The organism is Tardiphaga sp. P4_G1 (assembly GCF_056401215.1).
This window is the reverse complement of the sequence record NZ_JBFUJU010000011.1, coordinates 1-17,042: the sequence shown is the minus strand read 5'-3', so window position 1 is coordinate 17,042 and position 17,042 is coordinate 1. Positions and strand designations below refer to the sequence as shown.

The 17,042-nt window shown below is 62.4% G+C and carries 17 protein-coding genes; 14 read left to right on the top strand and 3 right to left on the bottom strand.

Going from position 1 to position 17,042, the window contains the following annotated elements; genetic code table 11:
• The first annotated feature begins 614 nt into the window (after nt 1-614).
• The 10 genes from petA (at nt 615) to AC1DUY_RS24130 (ending at nt 11,312) form a co-directional block, all read left to right on the top strand.
• Complete coding sequence (gene petA / locus AC1DUY_RS24175; protein WP_068733107.1) at nt 615-1,142, top strand: ubiquinol-cytochrome c reductase iron-sulfur subunit; 528 nt, start codon at nt 615-617, stop codon at nt 1,140-1,142.
• A 59-nt stretch (nt 1,143-1,201) separates the two neighbouring features.
• Complete coding sequence (locus AC1DUY_RS24170; RefSeq protein ID WP_089262525.1) at nt 1,202-3,271, top strand: cytochrome c1; 2,070 nt, start codon at nt 1,202-1,204, stop codon at nt 3,269-3,271.
• A 169-nt stretch (nt 3,272-3,440) separates the two neighbouring features.
• Nucleotides 3,441-4,370, top strand: coding sequence for a bile acid:sodium symporter family protein (locus tag AC1DUY_RS24165; RefSeq protein WP_478117670.1), 930 nt, complete (start codon nt 3,441-3,443; stop codon nt 4,368-4,370).
• Nucleotides 4,367-5,335 (top strand): SDR family oxidoreductase, encoded by a 969-nt coding sequence (locus AC1DUY_RS24160; RefSeq protein ID WP_478117668.1) that lies wholly within the window; start codon nt 4,367-4,369, stop codon nt 5,333-5,335. Before AC1DUY_RS24165 ends, AC1DUY_RS24160 begins: the two co-directional genes overlap by 4 nt.
• On the top strand, nt 5,332-6,609 hold the full coding sequence (locus tag AC1DUY_RS24155; RefSeq protein WP_478117666.1) for a flavin-containing monooxygenase: 1,278 nt from the start codon (nt 5,332-5,334) through the stop codon (nt 6,607-6,609). Before AC1DUY_RS24160 ends, AC1DUY_RS24155 begins: the two co-directional genes overlap by 4 nt.
• Nucleotides 6,610-6,658: 49 nt before the next feature.
• Nucleotides 6,659-7,333, top strand: a complete 675-nt coding sequence (locus AC1DUY_RS24150) for a dienelactone hydrolase family protein (protein ID WP_093759598.1) — start codon at nt 6,659-6,661, stop codon at nt 7,331-7,333.
• A 14-nt stretch (nt 7,334-7,347) separates the two neighbouring features.
• Nucleotides 7,348-7,833 carry a GNAT family N-acetyltransferase gene (locus tag AC1DUY_RS24145; protein ID WP_478117663.1) on the top strand — a complete coding sequence of 162 codons (486 nt, stop codon included), beginning with the start codon at nt 7,348-7,350 and terminating at the stop codon, nt 7,831-7,833.
• Nucleotides 7,834-7,888: 55 nt separating this feature from the next.
• Nucleotides 7,889-8,368 (top strand): GNAT family N-acetyltransferase, encoded by a 480-nt coding sequence (locus tag AC1DUY_RS24140; protein ID WP_120288372.1) that lies wholly within the window; start codon nt 7,889-7,891, stop codon nt 8,366-8,368.
• Nucleotides 8,369-8,575: 207 nt separating this feature from the next.
• Nucleotides 8,576-10,738 carry an anthranilate synthase component I gene (locus tag AC1DUY_RS24135; protein WP_478117661.1) on the top strand — a complete coding sequence of 721 codons (2,163 nt, stop codon included), beginning with the start codon at nt 8,576-8,578 and terminating at the stop codon, nt 10,736-10,738.
• A 28-nt stretch (nt 10,739-10,766) separates the two neighbouring features.
• A complete protein-coding gene (locus AC1DUY_RS24130; RefSeq protein ID WP_068733118.1) occupies nt 10,767-11,312 on the top strand; it encodes an adenine phosphoribosyltransferase in 546 nt (181 codons plus the stop codon).
• Between the two features lie 7 nt (nt 11,313-11,319).
• On the opposite strand, the gene AC1DUY_RS24125 is transcribed toward AC1DUY_RS24130, so the two are convergent.
• Both AC1DUY_RS24125 and AC1DUY_RS24120 read right to left on the bottom strand, forming a co-directional pair.
• A complete protein-coding gene (locus AC1DUY_RS24125) occupies nt 11,320-11,988 on the bottom strand; it encodes a P-loop NTPase family protein (protein WP_184513384.1) in 669 nt (222 codons plus the stop codon).
• A 48-nt stretch (nt 11,989-12,036) separates the two neighbouring features.
• Nucleotides 12,037-12,792 carry a P-loop NTPase family protein gene (locus AC1DUY_RS24120; protein WP_089262507.1) on the bottom strand — a complete coding sequence of 252 codons (756 nt, stop codon included), beginning with the start codon at nt 12,790-12,792 and terminating at the stop codon, nt 12,037-12,039.
• A gap of 307 nt (nt 12,793-13,099) precedes the next feature.
• On the opposite strand from AC1DUY_RS24120, the gene AC1DUY_RS24115 reads away from it, so the two are divergent.
• The 4 genes from AC1DUY_RS24115 to AC1DUY_RS24100 are packed head-to-tail and all read left to right on the top strand — an operon-like array spanning nt 13,100 to nt 16,747.
• On the top strand, nt 13,100-13,579 hold the full coding sequence (locus tag AC1DUY_RS24115) for a MarR family winged helix-turn-helix transcriptional regulator (protein ID WP_478117658.1): 480 nt from the start codon (nt 13,100-13,102) through the stop codon (nt 13,577-13,579).
• Nucleotides 13,576-15,642 carry an FUSC family protein gene (locus AC1DUY_RS24110; RefSeq protein ID WP_478117656.1) on the top strand — a complete coding sequence of 689 codons (2,067 nt, stop codon included), beginning with the start codon at nt 13,576-13,578 and terminating at the stop codon, nt 15,640-15,642. Before AC1DUY_RS24115 ends, AC1DUY_RS24110 begins: the two co-directional genes overlap by 4 nt.
• Nucleotides 15,639-15,848 (top strand): DUF1656 domain-containing protein, encoded by a 210-nt coding sequence (locus AC1DUY_RS24105; protein WP_478117654.1) that lies wholly within the window; start codon nt 15,639-15,641, stop codon nt 15,846-15,848. The genes AC1DUY_RS24110 and AC1DUY_RS24105 overlap by 4 nt, the downstream gene beginning before the upstream one ends.
• Entirely contained in the window at nt 15,845-16,747 is a 903-nt protein-coding gene (locus AC1DUY_RS24100; RefSeq protein WP_478117652.1) for an efflux RND transporter periplasmic adaptor subunit, read from the top strand. The genes AC1DUY_RS24105 and AC1DUY_RS24100 overlap by 4 nt, the downstream gene beginning before the upstream one ends.
• Nucleotides 16,748-16,774: 27 nt before the next feature.
• Here the strand turns inward: AC1DUY_RS24100 and AC1DUY_RS24095 are convergent.
• Nucleotides 16,775-17,042, bottom strand: a 268-nt coding sequence (locus AC1DUY_RS24095; RefSeq protein ID WP_478117650.1) for a transposase, incomplete at its 5' end; no start/stop codon positions are given.

Genomic DNA, 17,042 nt, shown 5'->3' with positions numbered 1-17,042 from the left:
CCGAAGCGTGTGCAGCCGAGTTGCCGATTCGATGAAGTGGGATGTTGTCATGACGCTGCGATGCCCCAGTTAGGCCGGCTCTACCGGTAAAATTTGGATGCTTTCGCTTTAGCGCAGGCGAAGAATGAGAACAGAATTAGGGATTTAGAACGTCTTCAAACGCGCTACTTGAGCGCGATTTGTTGCTGAAACGACGCAGAATTATTCACGATCATGAATTGTTGCTGTTTTTGCCTGACCGTCGCGCGAATCGTGGCGCGCGAGAGGTGTCCGGAAATTCGGCGGAGCGCTATCGAATGCGAATCGCGATCCCTTGTCCCGCTAAAAGCCTGATGGCCGTTTCCGATAGTCACGACGCGCCGAATTATCCGCCGCGCGGAAAGGCGTTGATTCTGTGGTGCATCGCATCTTGCTTCGCCGATCGTAGGCTTGCACTGCCGCACCAAGGGTGCCAATAGAACGATTCTGGACTGCGTGTTCTGCCTGTTAGGCAAGGACTAGTAGGCCTCTGCCGCCGTGGGGAGAATCGCGGGCGTCGGTTTTTTGCTTCAGGTCAACGCAAAGGCGTGACCGGGGGTGTCTAAGCCGGCTGCAGATAAGAAAGGGTTGGGATCGTGACGACAACGTCTTCGGCGGAACACACGCGCCGTGATTTCTTGTTCGTGGCCACTGGGGCAGTGGCTGCAGTGGGCGCCGCAGCCGCCGTCTGGCCGCTGATTTCTCAAATGAATCCAGATGCTTCGACCATCGCGGCGGGTGCGCCGATCGAGGTCGATCTGGCCCCCATCGCCGAGGGGCAGGACATCAAGGTGTTCTGGCGCGGCAAGCCGATCTACATCATGAACCGGACCAAGAAGCAGGTCGAAGAGGCGCGCGCCGTTCCGGTGTCGAGCCTGCCCGATCCGCAGACCGATCAGGCCCGCGTCAAGGAAGGCCACGACCAGTGGTTGGTCGTCATCGGCATCTGCACCCATCTGGGCTGCATCCCGATTGCTCACGAAGGCGCTTACGACGGCTTTTTCTGCCCCTGCCACGGTTCGGTCTACGACACTTCGGGCCGCATCCGTCAGGGTCCGGCGCCGCTCAACCTGCCGATCCCGCCTTACGCCTTCGTCTCTGACACCAAGATCAAGATCGGCTGAGCTGTCGGATCCCATCCGATCTCGCGCCGATAGTGTTTTTCTCTTCTCAGGATCGCATCATGAGCGGACCATCGACCTACCAGCCGACCAATCCCGCTTTGCAGTGGATTGAAAAGCGTCTGCCAATCATCGGCCTCGTCCATTCCTCCTTCGTTGCCTATCCGACACCGCGTAACCTGAATTACTGGTGGACGTTCGGCGGCATCCTGTCCTTCATGCTCGGCGTGCAGATCGTCACCGGCGTGATCTTGGCGATGCACTACACCCCGCATGTGGACATGGCGTTCAATTCGGTCGAGAGCATTGTCCGCGATGTGAATTACGGCTGGCTGTTGCGTTATCTGCACTCCAACGGCGCATCGATGTTCTTCATCGCCGTCTACATCCATATGCTGCGTGGCCTGTATTACGGGTCGTACAAGGCACCGCGCGAAATCCTCTGGATCCTCGGCGTGATCATCTACCTTCTGATGATGGCGACTGGTTTCATGGGCTACGTGCTGCCGTGGGGCCAGATGAGCTTCTGGGGCGCCACCGTCATCACCAACCTGTTCTCGGCGATTCCCTATGTGGGCGAGAGCATCGTGACCCTGCTGTGGGGCGGCTATTCGGTCGGCAATCCGACGCTGAACCGCTTCTTCTCGCTGCATTACCTGCTGCCCTTCGTGATCGCCGGCGTCGTCGTGCTGCACGTCTGGGCGCTGCATGTCGCCGGTCAGAATAATCCGGCCGGCGTCGAGCCGAAGACCGAGAAGGATACCGTGCCGTTCACGCCCTACGCGACCATCAAGGATGGTTTCGGCATGGTCTGCTTCATGATCTTCTACGCTTGGTTCGTGTTCTACATCCCGAACTACCTCGGCGATCCCGATAACTACATCCCGGCCAATCCGGGTGTGACGCCCGCGCACATCGTGCCGGAATGGTACTACCTGCCGTTCTACGCCATCCTGCGTTCGATCCCGAGCAAGCTCGGCGGCGTCATCGCGATGTTCTCGGCGATCATCGTGCTGGCCTTCCTGCCCTGGCTCGATACCGCCAAGACCAAGTCGTCGAAATATCGTCCGTTGGCCAAGCAGTTCTTCTGGATGTTCGTCGTGGTGGCGGTCCTGCTCGGTTGGCTCGGCGGCAAGCCCGCGGAAGGCATCTACATCATCGCCGGCCGTGTCCTGACCTTCTGCTACTTCGCCTACTTCCTGATCGTGCTGCCGATCCTCAGCCGTATCGAAACGCCGCGCGCAGTGCCGAACTCGATCGCTGACGATGTGCTGGCCAAATACGGCAAGAAGGCAGCCTCCGCGATCGTCGCACTGGTCCTCGCCGGTGGCCTGATGGCCGGCGGTACGCAGAGCGCCAAGGCTGCCGACGAGCATGGCGGCCCGACGCCGCCGTCTCTGAGCTGGTCGTTTGCCGGCCCGTTCGGCAAGTTTGACCGCGGTGCCCTGCAGCGCGGTTACAAGGTCTACAAGGAAGTCTGCTCGACCTGTCACTCGATGAGCCTGATCCACTTCCGCAACCTCGCGGACGTGGGCGGCCCGGGCTTCTCTGCGGCTCAGGCGCTGGCAGTGGCATCCGAGATCAAGGTGCAGGACGGTCCGAACGACGCCGGCGATATGTTCGAACGTCCCGGTCGTCTCGCGGATCCATTCCCCAAGCCGTTCCCGAACGAGAACGCGGCGCGCGCAGCCAATGGCGGTGCCTATCCGCCGGACCTGTCGCTGATGGCCAAGGCCCGCAACTACGACCGCGGCTTCCCGCAATTCGTGTTCGACTTCTTCACTCAGTTCCAGGAGAAGGGCCCGAACTACATTGACGCCCTGCTGCAGGGTTACGTCGATCCGGCGCCGAAGGATTTCGCGCTGCCGCCGGGCGCGTATTACAACAAGTACTTCCCCGGCCACGCCATCAAGATGCCGAAGCCGATCTCCGACGATCAGGTGACCTATGACGACGGCACCCCGCAGAAGGTCGAGAACTACGCCAAGGACGTTTCGACCTTCCTGATGTGGACCGCGGAGCCGCATCTTGAGGCCCGCAAGCGTATTGGCTTGCAGGTGATGGTGTTCTTGATCATCTTCGCGTTCCTGATGTATTTCACGAAGAAGAAGGTCTGGGCGAACGCTCACTGACCGTCGCAAACATTCTTTCAAAAGGGCCCCCGATGGGGCCCTTTTTCGTTTTCAGCCTGTGCGCGCCCGGACCATGGATTCTCGGGGAACCGTTGACTAAGCTTCGTGCAAAGGCGGGAGACGCGGGCTCGGTGAGCGTCACGGATATCCACGCTCATCGGGGGGATGGATGGCGGGCGCGGCGATCGACGATATTCTGCTGAACATTAGTCCGGGTGGCCAGATGGTGCTCGGCATCGTGCTGGCGATGATCATGTATGGCGTCGCGCTCGATCTTCGCGTCACCGATTTCGTCGATGTGTTCCGACGTCCGGCGGCGCCGCTCGCGGGGCTCGCCGCGCAACTGATCCTCCTGCCGGCGGTCACATGGGCGATCACCATGGTGTTGAAGCCGCAGCCTTCCATCGCGCTTGGCATGATGGTGGTGGCGGCCTGTCCTGGTGGCAACATCTCCAACCTCATCACTCATATGGCGCGCGGCAACACGGCGCTGTCGGTGTCGATGACCGGCATCTCCAGCCTGCTTGCGTCCATCACGACACCGCTAAACATCCTGTTCTGGGCCGGACTCAATCCGCAAACCGCGGCACTGCTGCGCCAGGTGAGCGTCGATCCCGTCTCGTTTATCGGATCGACCGTGCTGCTGCTTGGCGTGCCGATGGTTGCCGGTCTGCTCACGGTGCGTCATCTGCCGGGGCTGGCCGACCGTCTGCGCCGGCCGCTGCAGATCCTCTCTTTCGTGTTCCTGATCGGATTTATTCTGGCCGCGACGATCACCAACTGGCGCTACATCGCGGTATTCTCGACGGCGGTGCTGCCCTTCGTCGTGCTGCATAACGCGATCGCCGTCGCGCTCGGCTGGGGCGTCGCGAAGATCCTTGGGCTCAGCGACTACGACACCCGCGCGCTCACCATCGAAGTCAGCATGCATAATTCCGGCCTGGGGCTGGCGCTGATCCTCACGCAATTCGACGGCCTTGGCGGCGCAGCGCTGGTCGCCGCTGGCTGGGGAGTCTGGCACCTCGTCTCCGGCTGGGCGCTGGCGGCCTGGTGGAAACGGCGCGACCCGCATCCGGCACGCATTGAAGGTGCGGCATGAGCGACGCGATGGCGAATAGCGGCGTGCTGATCACCGGCGCTGCGGGCTTCATTGGTAGTGCTTTGCTGCGCGCATTCGCGGCCGGCGGCGACGGGCCGGTGACAGCGCTCGATCTGCGCGAGGTACCGTTGCAAAAGCGCCTCGACGGCGTTGCCTATGAGCACGGCGACATTCGCGATCCCGGCTTGAAAGAGATCATCGCCCGCGTGAAGCCACGTGCTGTGGTGCATCTCGCCTCGGTCGTCGCCGTCGGCGGCGATCCGCAGCGTGACTACGAGATCGACGTGCTGGGCACGCGCAATGTGCTGGAAGCCTGTCTTGCGGCTGGTGTCGACCACCTCATCGTGACCTCGAGTGGCGCGGCCTATGGCTATCACGCCGACAATCCCGTGCCGCTGCGCGAGACCGATCCGCTGCGCGGCAACGAGGACTTTCCCTATGCGCGCAACAAGCGTGAGGTCGAGGAGATGCTGGCGCGCTGGCGTAGCGATCATCCGCAGTTGCGGCAGACCGTGTTTCGCCCCTGCACGGTGCTGGGGCCGACCACGAACAACCAGATCACTGCATTGTTCGAGCGCCCTGTTGTCACCGGCCTCAGTGGCACCGCAACGCCGTTCTCGCTGATCGCCGATTCCGATGTGGTCGCGGCGCTGGCGCTGGCCGTGCGCACCGGCAAGAGCGGCATCTATAATCTCGCCGGCGATGGTACGCTCAGTCTGCGCGAGATCGCCCGACTGAACGGCAAGCCGTTCATTCCGATCCCACCAGCGGTGATGAAGGGCGCGCTGTGGCTGCTCCATAGGCTCGGCCTGACCAAGTTGACGCCTCAGAACGTGAAATTCATCCAGTATCGCCCGGTGCTCGATAATACGCGCCTCAAGTCCGAATTCGGCTACTCACCGCAGCTCGATGCGCGCGCCGTGTTCGAACGCTATCGCGACGAGCGCCCGGAGCCGATGTCATGACTTTCCTCGTCATCGGCGCCGGTCCAGCAGGTCTTGCCGCAATCCAGAGCCTGAAAGCCGCTGGCCATGCGGTGGAAGCCGTGGAGCAGAATGCCGATATTGGCGGGCAGTGGCTGTATGGCGCGGCGCCGAGCGCAGTCTACGCCTCGACGCATCTGATCTCGTCGAAGCGCACCACGGCCTTTGCGGATTTTCCGATGCCGGAGGACTGGCCGGCCTATCCGGGCCATCGCCAGGTGCTGGATTATCTGCAGAGCTATGCCCGGCATTTCGATCTCTATCCGCTGATCCGCTTCAACACTGGCGTGCGCAGTCTGACGCGGCAGGAAAGTGGATGGCGCGCCGTTTTCAGCGACGGCACGGCAGCCGACTATGCCGGCGTTGTCATCGCCAATGGGCATCTCAGCGATCCCCTGATCCCCAAAACGTCAGGCACCTTTGATGGCCCACTGATGCATGCCAAGGACTACAAGACCGCCGATATCTTCACCGGCCAGCGCGTGCTGGTGGTGGGCATGGGCAATACCGGCTGCGACATTGTCGTCGATGCGATCCATCGCGCGGATAAGGTGTTGTGGAGCGTGCGCGGCGGCAATCATTTCGTGCCGAAGTTTCTCGCTGGCAAGCCGGCGGACGAAGGCAATCACAAGCCGAAGCGCTTCATCATCCCGAAGAACCTGCGCTCAAGGCTGCACGAGCCGATCCTGCGCTTCATCGTCGGCGCGCCGGAGCGTTTCGGTCTGCCCAAGCCGCAGCACCGGCTCTATGACCGCACGCCGATCGTCAATTCGCTGGTGCTTCAGCATCTCGGCCAGGGCGATGTCGGTTTGCGCAAGCCGGTCCGCGAATTCAACGGCAAGTTGGTCGTGTTTGCCGATGGCCGCTGCGACGAGGTCGATCTGGTGCTGCTCGCGACCGGCTACCGGATCACGTTTCCGTTCCTCGGCGATCTCCGTGCACTCGATTGGCAGGAGGCAATCGGCGCGCCGCGGCTGTTCATGAACATGTTTCCGTCGGAGGATAACGGTCTGTATGTCGCGGGGCTGCTGGAGGGCGCCGGCGTGGGCTGGGAAGGGCGTGCATTGCAGGCCCGCGTGATTGCGGCCTATCTCGCGGCTAAGGCCGCGCGGCCGGATGCGGCAGCAGCGCTGCGGCAGGAGATCACGCAATGGTTCGCGCAACCGCCACGGCGGGACGGCGGCGAACACGGACTGTTTGTCGATTTTCTGACCTACAAGCGAGACCTGCAGCGCGCGCTGGCCCGGTTGAGTTGACACGTGAGGGGTCTATAAGTTGCCCCGAACCATTCCAGCGGAGGACATCATGGGAACATCGATCAGCTTCAAGCGCCCCGACGGCAAGGAAGCCAAGGGCTATCTCGCCAATGCCCAGGCCGGCAATGCGCCCGGCGTCGTCGTCATCCAGGAATGGTGGGGTCTGCAGGAGCAGATCAAGGGCCTGGCCGATCGTCTTGCGCTGGCCGGCTTCGATGCGCTGGCGCCTGATCTCTATAATGGTGTGGTCGTGCCCTATCACGACACGGATGCGGCCGGCAAAGAAATGAACTCGCTCGATTTCATGGACGCCACCACGCAGACCGTGCGCGGCGCGGCGCAATATCTGTCGCGCAACGGCGCCAAGGTCGGCCTTACCGGCTTCTGCCTTGGCGGCGCCGTGACCATCATCGGTTCGTGCAAGATTCCCGAACTAAAGGCCGCCGTGGCGTTCTATGGCATTCCGCCGGAGCAGGCCGCCAAGCCCGCCGATGTGCAGGTGCCGCTGCAGGGCCACTTCGCCAATCGCGACGACTGGTGCACGCCTGCGGTGGTTGATGCGTTCGAGAACGGCCTGAAGGCTGCCGGCAAGTCCGCCGAATTCTTCCGCTATGATGCCGACCACGCTTTCGTCAACGAACAGCGCGTCAGCGTACATGACCGCGAAGCCGCCGAACTCGCCTGGGGCCGCGCGACGGCGTTCTTCAAGAAACATCTGGGCTGAGGCCTTTTGATCGGATGCTGATCCGCAGAGCGCGCCCCGATGAAGCGGCCGAGATATGCGATGTCTTGCGCCGCTCCATCGCCGAGCTCTGCGGCGCCGATCATCATGACGATCCGGCGATCCTGAGACGTTGGCTCGCCAACAAGACTCCTAAAATAGTGGAGGGCTGGATCGCCCATCCGGACAATTTCGTTCTCGTCGCGGTCGAGGAAGAAACAGTGCTCGCCGTCGGCATCGTCAGACACGATGGCGAGATTACGTGCAACTACATCTCGCCGGATGCCCGGTTCCGGGGCGTCAGCAAGGCGATGCTGGCACAGCTTGAGGCGACCGCACGGGACCATGGCAACGATGTCTGCCATCTGATCAGCACCGAGACAGCACATCGCCTGTATCTGTCTGCCGGCTATGAAGACTGCGGAGTGCCGCAGGGAAAATTCGGCACGACGTCATCCTTTCCCATGCTGAAGCGGCTCACCGGTGAAGCTCACACATCGTGACGCACAGCCGCGTGGCAGCTTGATGCGACAGGCCTGACCTTGTAGGTCGAGGCCGATGACATCCGACTTCACCATTTCCGATTTGCGCCAGCAGCCCGACTTCTTCGATACCGTCGCCGATCGTATCTGGCAGGCGTGGTGGAAACGCCATGGCGTGCCCGAGGCCTATATCGTCGAGCGACTGCGCGAGAACATGCAGGGGACCGACCTGCCGATCGCGCTGGTGGCCCATCGTGGGCCAGACTTTCTCGGAACGGCGTCGCTGCTGGTGTCCGATCTCGACGAGCGCCCGCAATATACGCCCTGGGTCGCGGCGGTCTGGACCGAGCCCGATGCCCGCAAACAGGGCATCGCCCCGGCGCTGATCGAGCGGGCCTGCCTGGAGGCCTTCTCTCGGGGGCATGCCCGGGTCTATCTCTGCGCTGCCCCGCCCCGTCGGGCCTGGTACGAGAGCATCGGCTGGACCCCGATCGAGGACGGCGTCGGGGCGCTCAAACTGACGGTATTCGTCCGGGAGCGGCCGGGGGCCGTTTAGTCCCTTGACCTTCCGGGCCGGCCATGGTGATTTGCCCGCTATGAGCACCCCTGTCCGCAACAGCCGTCGTTGGTGGCGCACCTCCTGAAGAGGTGGTCGGTGCGATTTGCTTATTTTCAATCGTCGAAGGCCGCCATCGCAGTGCGACGGCCTTTGCTTGTTTGTTCTGTGTGGCGCCCCCTCCGGCATGTTTCCTAAGAGGACACCATGAACAGGACTGTGTTTTCGCTCCCCGCTGACAGCGCCTACAAGACCCGCGCGGGTCTCTCCGTGGCACGCCATGTCGATTATTTCACCGGCGGCACCGCGCTGGACGATCTGATCGTCCGGCTCGACCAGCGCCGCGGTGTGGTGTTGTCGTCGGGCACCACGGTGCCTGGCCGCTATGAGAGCTTCGATCTCGGTTTCGCCGATCCGCCGCTGCTGCTGGAAACCACTGGGACGGATTTCACGCTGACGGCGCTGAACAAGCGTGGCCAGGTGTTGATCGCCTTCCTCGCCGACACGCTGCAGGATCCCTGTATCGCGCTCGACGGGCGGACGATGTCGAAGCTCAAGGGCCACATCATCCGCGGCGAGGCGCCGGTCGAGGAAGACCAGCGGACCCGCCGCGCCAGCGTGATGTCGCTGGTGCGCGACATGGTCGCGCAATTGTTCTCCTCGGACGATTCCATGCTCGGGCTCTATGGCGCCTTCGCCTATGACCTCGTGTTCCAGATGGAGGACCTGAAGCAGAAGCGCGCGCGCGAGGCCGACCAGCGCGACATCGTGCTGTATCTGCCCGACACGCTGCTGGCCTATGACCGCGCCACCGGCCGCGGCGTGGTGATGTCCTATGATTTCACCTGGAAGGATCGCTCCACCGAGGGCCTGCCGCGTGATACGCCCGACAGCGGCTACAACAAGGCACCGCGCCAGGGCTTTGCCGATCATGCGCCCGGCGAATATCAGAAGACTGTCGAGAACGCCCGTGCCGCCTTTGCACGCGGCGATCTGTTCGAGGCCGTGCCCGGTCAGTTGTTCGCCGAGCCCTGCGAACGTTCGCCGGCGGAAGTGTTCCAGCGGCTTTGCATCATCAACCCGTCGCCTTATGGCGCGCTGATGAATCTCGGCGATGGCGAATTTCTCGTCGCTGCCTCGCCGGAAATGTTCGTGCGCTCCGACGGTCGTCGCGTCGAAACCTGTCCGATTTCCGGCACCATCGCGCGCGGCGTCGATGCCATTGGCGATGCCGAACAGATACGGCAGTTGCTGAATTCGGAGAAAGACGAGTTCGAACTCAACATGTGCACCGACGTCGATCGTAACGACAAGGCGCGCGTCTGCGTGCCCGGCACGATCAAGGTGCTGGCGCGTCGGCAGATCGAGACCTACTCAAAACTGTTCCATACTGTCGATCATGTGGAAGGCATGCTGCGTCCCGGATTTGACGCGCTCGATGCGTTCCTGACCCATGCCTGGGCGGTGACCGTGACCGGTGCACCGAAACTATGGGCGATGCAGTTCGTCGAGGATAACGAGCGCTCGTCGCGGCGTTGGTATGCCGGCGCGATTGGTGCCGTGTCATTCGATGGTGGCATCAATACCGGCATCACCATCCGAACGATCCGCATGAAGGATGGCCTCGCCGAAGTTCGCGTCGGCGCGACGCTGCTGTTCGATTCGGATCCCGTCGCCGAAGAGAAGGAATGCCAGACCAAGGCCGCAGCCCTGTTCCAGGCGCTGCGCGGCGATCCGCCGAAGCGGCTGTCGGCCTTCGCCCCGGATGCAACCGGTTCGGGCAAGAAGGTCTTGTTGATCGATCACGACGACAGTTTCGTGCATATGCTGGCAGATTACTTCCGTCAGGTCGGCGCGACCGTCAGCGTCGTTCGTCATGTCCATGCACAGACCATCCTGAACCGCGAGAGTTTCGATCTGCTGGTGCTGTCGCCGGGGCCGGGACGTCCCGCCGATTTCGGCATCAGCAAGACACTCGATACCGCGCTGGACAAGAAACTGCCGGTGTTCGGCGTCTGCCTGGGCGTGCAGGCAATCGGCGAATATTTCGGCGGCGTGCTGGGCCAGCTCGCGCAACCGGCGCATGGACGGCCGTCGCGCGTACAGGTGCGGGGCGGAAAGTTGATGAACGGTCTGCCCAATGAAATCGTCATCGGCCGCTATCACTCGCTGTTTGTCGAGCAGGACAGCATGCCCGATGTGCTCACCGTGACGGCCTCGACCGAGGACGGTGTCGCCATGGCCATCGAACACAAGACGCTGCCGGTCGGCGGCGTGCAATTTCATCCGGAATCGCTGATGTCGCTTGGCGGCGAGGTCGGCTTACGTATCGTCGAAAACGCATTTCGGTTGGGGCAGCGCCCCAACTGATGTCCATCTGAAGAACCGAAAGACCCTGATGACACCCGAACTCGCGCACGATCTCAAAGCCTCCGTCCGCACCATTGTGGATTATCCGAAGCCGGGTATCCTGTTTCGCGACATCACCACACTGCTGGGTGATGCGCGCTCGTTCCGCCGCGCGGTGGATGAGCTGGTGCAGCCCTGGGCGGGGCTGAAGATCGACAAGGTCGCCGGCATGGAAGCGCGCGGCTTCATCATCGGCGGCGCGGTGGCGCATCAGTTGTCGGCCGGTTTCGTGCCGATCCGCAAGAAGGGCAAGCTGCCGCACACCACCGTGCGCATCGCTTACTCCCTTGAATACGGTATCGACGAGATGGAAGTGCATGCCGATGCCATCAAGCCCGGCGAGCGCGTCATCCTGGTGGATGATCTGATCGCCACCGGCGGCACCGCTGAAGGTGCGGTCAAACTGATGCGCCAGATCGGTGCTGAGGTGATGGCCGCCTGTTTCATCATCGACCTGCCGGATCTCGGCGGCGCGGCCAAGCTGCGGGCGATGAATGTGCCGGTGCGGACGTTGATGACGTTCGACGGGCATTGATTGCCCGTCACGACCCCTGCAGCAAAAGTCCCAGCTCGATTTCCCGAAAGCTGAAATAATTCTTCCTGATCCACTGATGCAGCTCGGTCGATGAATCCTGCTCCGAGCGCAAATAGCCGGTGAAGGAGAAATTCAGCCGGTCGATATAGGTCTTGAGGAACACCGGCAGCGCCGCGATACGCAGCATACGGCCCTGCGCCAGCGCCACTGGGATTTCGCCGCGCAGCACGTGTTCGTTGTCGATCACATAGAGCGAATTGCGGGTGAACTGCTGCTGCAGCATCTCGTAGCCGCGCAATGAGGCGCGGTCGCTGTCGCCCATGAAGAACACGATGGGCGCCACGCCGCGGCGTGCGGCTTCCTTGGCGAAACCGATCTCGCCGGTCATTTTGAAGAATTCGTCGAAGGCGAAATAGCCAAGGTCGATCACCTTGGCGACGTCGTCGTTGACGATGAGCCGGTCCATCAGCGACATCTTGCCGAACGTGTCATTGACGTCGGCGGTCTCGGTCAGCTTCGGCAGGAAATCCAGCAGCGAAGGTTCCTTGAGGCTGATATCGAAAGCGGTGACGTCGCCGCGCTGCAGCTTCAGGAATTCGCACAACAAGCGCGCGACGAGGGTCTTGCCGACCATCGGTCGCGTCGAGCAGATGATATAAACGGGCGTGCGTCGCATCGGCGCAATATCAGGCGAATCCGACGCCGCTCCAATCGTTAAATGGACTTACTTCTCGCCGGGGCTGCGGGCGCCGGGCTTGTCGTGGACGATGTCGGTCAGCTTGATGCGGTCGAATTCGCTCCAGACATTGGCCAGCCAGTGCCGGACATAGCCGCGCAGCACGAACGAATAATTCGCCGTCTCGTCGTGCGGTCCCTTGTTGGCGACGAATTTCAGGAACGGCACGCTGGACACTTCGACCTGCTCATAGGCCATTTCGTTCAGCTTCGGGATGGTGATCTCGGTGGCGCCCTTGATGCGGTGGAAATAGGAGTTGTAGGTTGCCTGGTCCCATTCGAAGAAGCTGGTGTTGTTAATGAAGTTCTTCACCAGGAAATACTTCGCACCGTCCATGAAGCCGGCGGTCTCGGCGATCTCGTCCAGGGAGGCGATCGACGGGCCGAGTATATGGAAAACGGCAAAGGTAATCTGGCCGGACTTGGCGGCATCAAGGAAGCCGATGTCACGCAGATCGGCCAGCGCGCGCGACAGCAGGCCTGCGCGGACGTCAATCACGGTCACCGAGGGCGACGCGCTGTTGAGCGTATCGAAGATCTTCATCTGGTCGGATGTGGTCGTCATGTCGACGATTTCGGTGATGTCCGAATGGAACCGCTTCAGCGTGCCGCGCGGCGCTTCGGTGTCGAAAGCGCGCGTCGGGACGTTGTTGGCGCTGAAATAGTCCAGAACCGTCCGCGAAACCGTGGTCTTGCCGACCCCACCCTTGTCCGCGCCGACGACAATCACTGCTGGCTTCGCCATGGAATTCCTTTGCCGCTTTCAACTGGAGCATCCGCGCGATGGAGATTCGCGCGCCCGAGAACACTACCCGATGCCTGCTTTGGGCGCGAACATGGCAGAAACAAGGGGGATTTCAATCGCTGAAAGATATGGCCCACGGAAATCATTGGGAAATTCTCAATATTTGGCTGCCGGCGTTGTTTCCCGCGTTACGGCTACCCGACCGGGCTTGCAGGTGCCGGGGTCCCCGACGGCGCTCACCACACCGTGATTGATGCGACGCACAAAATAGATTGCAGCCTAATCGATAGGGTCCTATCTAATTTCCATGCCCCACTCCCAAGCGCATATCCAGGCCGAACTGGGCCTGCTGGTTGCGCGACTGGCACGGGTCTGGCGCCGCAAGGCTGACCAGACCCTGTCGGCGCATGGCCTGTCCGAAGCCACGGCCCATCCGCTGCTGATCCTGTCCCGCGCCGGACGCGAGAACGTGCGTCAGGGCGTGCTCGCCGACGAAATGGGGCTTGAGGGCCCGTCGGTGGTCCGGCTGATCGACCTGCTGGCCGCCGAAGGGCTCGTCGAGCGCCGCGAGGACCCGACCGATCGCCGCGCCAAGGTGCTGCATCTGACGCTGCTCGGCGAAGCCAAGGCCGAAGAGATCAGGCGGGTGATGCGCCGGCTGCGTGGCGACCTGATGAAGGGCATCGCGCCCGATGAACTCGCGGTCGCCTTCGATGTGCTCGGACGGATCGAGCAATCGGCCAATCGCCTGTATGAGGCCGCCGAGGAGGCGGACGCACTGCCATGACTTCCGCTGCTGCCCAACCGCCGTTTCTCGTCCGCCACGCCGACATCATCTTCTCCGTGAAAACCTTCATCGCCGGCATGATGGCGCTGCTGATCGGCTTCGCGATGGATCTGCCGCGGCCCTATTGGGCGCTGGCCACGGTCTATATCGCCTCGCAGCCGCTGGCCGGCGCTACGCGTTCGAAAGCGCTGTTTCGCGTCATCGGCACACTGGTTGGGGCTTCGGCCAGCGTCGTGCTGGTGCCAAATCTCGTCAATTCGCCGGAACTGCTCAGCCTCGCCATCGCGCTGTGGGTCGGTCTCTGTCTCTATGTGTCGCTGCTGGACCGGACCCCGCGCGGCTACATGTTCATGCTGGCGGGCTACACCTGCGCGCTGATCAGCTTTCCCTCGGTCAACGAACCCGCAGCCATCTTCGATACGGCCGTGGCGCGCAGCGAGGAGATCATTGTCGGCATCCTGTGTGCCACACTGGTCTCCACGATCCTGCTGCCGCGCAGCGTCGGCCCCGCGGTTGCAGCGCGGGTCGATAGCTGGCTTGCCGGAGCGCGCAAGCTGACCCAAGACGTGCTGGCCGGCCGCAGCGCCGATCCGGCCACGCGCGATCTGCGCCTCAAGCTTGCTGCCGATGCCGTCGATATCGATACGCTCGCCGATCATCTGGCCTATGATCGGCTCGGCGGACGCGAGACCTCACGCTGGATGCGTGCCCTGCGCACGCGCATGCTGACATTCCTGCCGCTGCTGTCATCTATGGGCGATCGCATCGACGCACTGGGCGAAGACGCGCGGACGACCTCACCGCAATTGATGGCGCTGATCGACGACGTCTCCGCCTGGATTGCTGACAACAGCACTGACCGTGAACCCGCCGAGCGGCTGCGCAGCATGATCGCCGCGCAGCAGCCGAAGCTGAGCGCGTCGTCGTCATGGACCGAGATCATGATCGCGAGCCTGCTGATGCGGATGCGCGAGCTCGTCGATATCTCAGCGGATTGCCGGGTCCTCAATCAGGCGATTGCCGAGGGCGGCCGTCCGCCGGGCGCGAAACTCGCCTTTCAGGCTGAAGCCGGTGTGGCCCCGGTGCGGCATGTCGATCACGGCATGGCGCTATGGTCCGCAGCAGGCGTGTTCATTACCATCCTCGTCTGCTGCGCGTTCTGGATCGCCACCGGCTGGACCGATGGCGCGACAGCACCGACCATGGCGGCTGTCGGCTGCTCGTTCTTCGCCAGCATGGATGATCCCGCGGTGGGGTTGCGCGGCTTTGCCAAATGGACGCTGGCCGCGATGGTGATCATCGCGCTCTATCTGTTCGCGATCCTGCCGGCCATCACCGATGTCGAAGTGCTGGTCGCCGTGCTGGCGCCGCCGTTCCTGCTGTTTGGCTATCTCATCGCGCGCCCCGCCACCTTCTTCATCGGTATGCTGCTGGCGGCGAATACCGCGACGCTGATGGCGTTGCAGACGACTTACAATGCCGACTTCGCAAGTTTCGCCAATTCCAGCGTGGCTTTCTTCGTCGGTACTGAACTGTCGGTCATCTCGATCCAGTTGATCCGCTCAGTCGGCTCCGAATGGAGTGTGAAGCGGCTGATGCGGCGCGGCTGGATCGCCATCGCGCAGGCTGCCGAACAGCGCGGCAATCGTGACCGCGCGGCCTTTGCCGGGCTGATGCTGAACCGCATCGGCCTTCTGGCGCCACGGCTGACGGCGCTGAAGGATTCACCGCTGCGTGCTGTCGACAACCTGCGCGAATTGCGCGTCGGGCTGAATATCGTCGATCTGCGCCGGGCGCGTCATCATCTGTCGTCACCGACGCTCAATGCGATGGACACGATGCTAGACGAACTGGCCGCGAGCTTCCGCAACTACAAAGGCGGTGCAATGCCCGAACCACTGCTGGCGAAAGTCGATCACGCGCTGTCGGAAGCCATGGGCGAACGCGGGGCAGGGCGCGAGGATGCGCTGATCGGGCTCGTTGGCATTCGCCGTGGTCTGTTCCCGACGGCACCGGCCTATCTGCCCGAACCGGGTCTAGTCGCCGGGAGTGTGGCCGCATGAGATATGAAATCGATCTGTTCGGCGTGCTGTTGCCATCGCTGATGCTGTGGCTGGTCATCACTTATGCCATCGGCGCGTCGCTGCGCCCCTTGATCGAACGCTCCGGCCTCTATCGCTATGTCTGGCATCGCGCGCTGTTCGATCTTGCTCTGTATGTCTGCCTCTTGGGCGGCGTGGTCTATCTGTCCTCCGGATTGCTGTCATGAAAAACGCTGTGAGTTTCGTTCGTCGTTTCGCTGTCACCGCACTGGCCGTCGTCGCCGCGCTCGCCGTCGGGCACTATCTCTGGGTCTATTATATGGACGCGCCATGGACACGTGACGGCCGCGTCCGCGCCGATGTGGTCACCGTGGCGCCGGATGTGTCCGGCTTCGTCACCGAGATCTTGGTGCGTGACAATCAGAAGGTGACGCGCGGCGATGTCATCATGCGGATCGACCGCGCACGTTTCGGGCTGGCACTGCAGCAGGCGGAAGCCGTCGTGGCCGGTCGCAAGGCCAGCCTGGAGCAGGCCGAACTCGATCTCAAGCGTTACAAGGAGCTGACAACGGCTGCTGTCTCGCAGCAGAAGCAGGAACAGGTGCTGGCGACGCAACTCCTCGCCAAGGCGTCACTGGATCAGGCCGTCGCCGATCAGGCGGTGGCGCAGCTCAATCTCGATCGTAGCGAGGTTCATGCGCCGGTCTCGGGCGTGATCTCCAATATGGACCTGCGCCCGGGCACCTATGTTACAGCCGGTAAAGGTGTGATGGCATTGGTCGATACGTCGAGCCTGCATGTCGACGGCTATTTCGAGGAGACCAAGCTGTCGCGGATCCACGTCGGCGATCCCGTCCACATTCACTTGATGGGTGATGCCGCCAAGCTTACCGGCCGTGTCGAAAGCGTTGCCGCCGGTATCGAAGACCGCGATCGCGCGGAGGGCAGCAACTTGCTGGCTAATGTGACGCCGACTTTCAGTTGGGTCCGTCTCGCCCAGCGCGTGCCTGTGCGCATCGCGCTCGATCCGGTCCCGGCCGGCGCTACACTCGTCGCAGGGCGCACGGCGACGGTGGAGATTTTGCCGGGCAACGGCACGGCGATAGCGAAGGCGAAGGTAGACTAAGCGGTTGGTCCTCCATTCACCCTGTTGTCATCCCCGCGAAGGCGGGGAGGTGGATTCACACTCGAAGTGCAACAGCTGTCGAGCAAAGAGCTCGGCGGGGGTATGCCAGTCAAGGCACTTTCGGGGTGTGCTGTTGTAAGCCAGCACGGCATCGGCAAGATCCTGGGAGGTGAGCGTAGCTAGATCTGTCTTGCGCGGAATCCGGCGGCGCATGCGACCGATGGTATTCTCGACGCCACCTTTCTGCCAAGGGGCGTAGGGATCGCAGAAAAACGTCTGCGCAGAAAAACGTCTG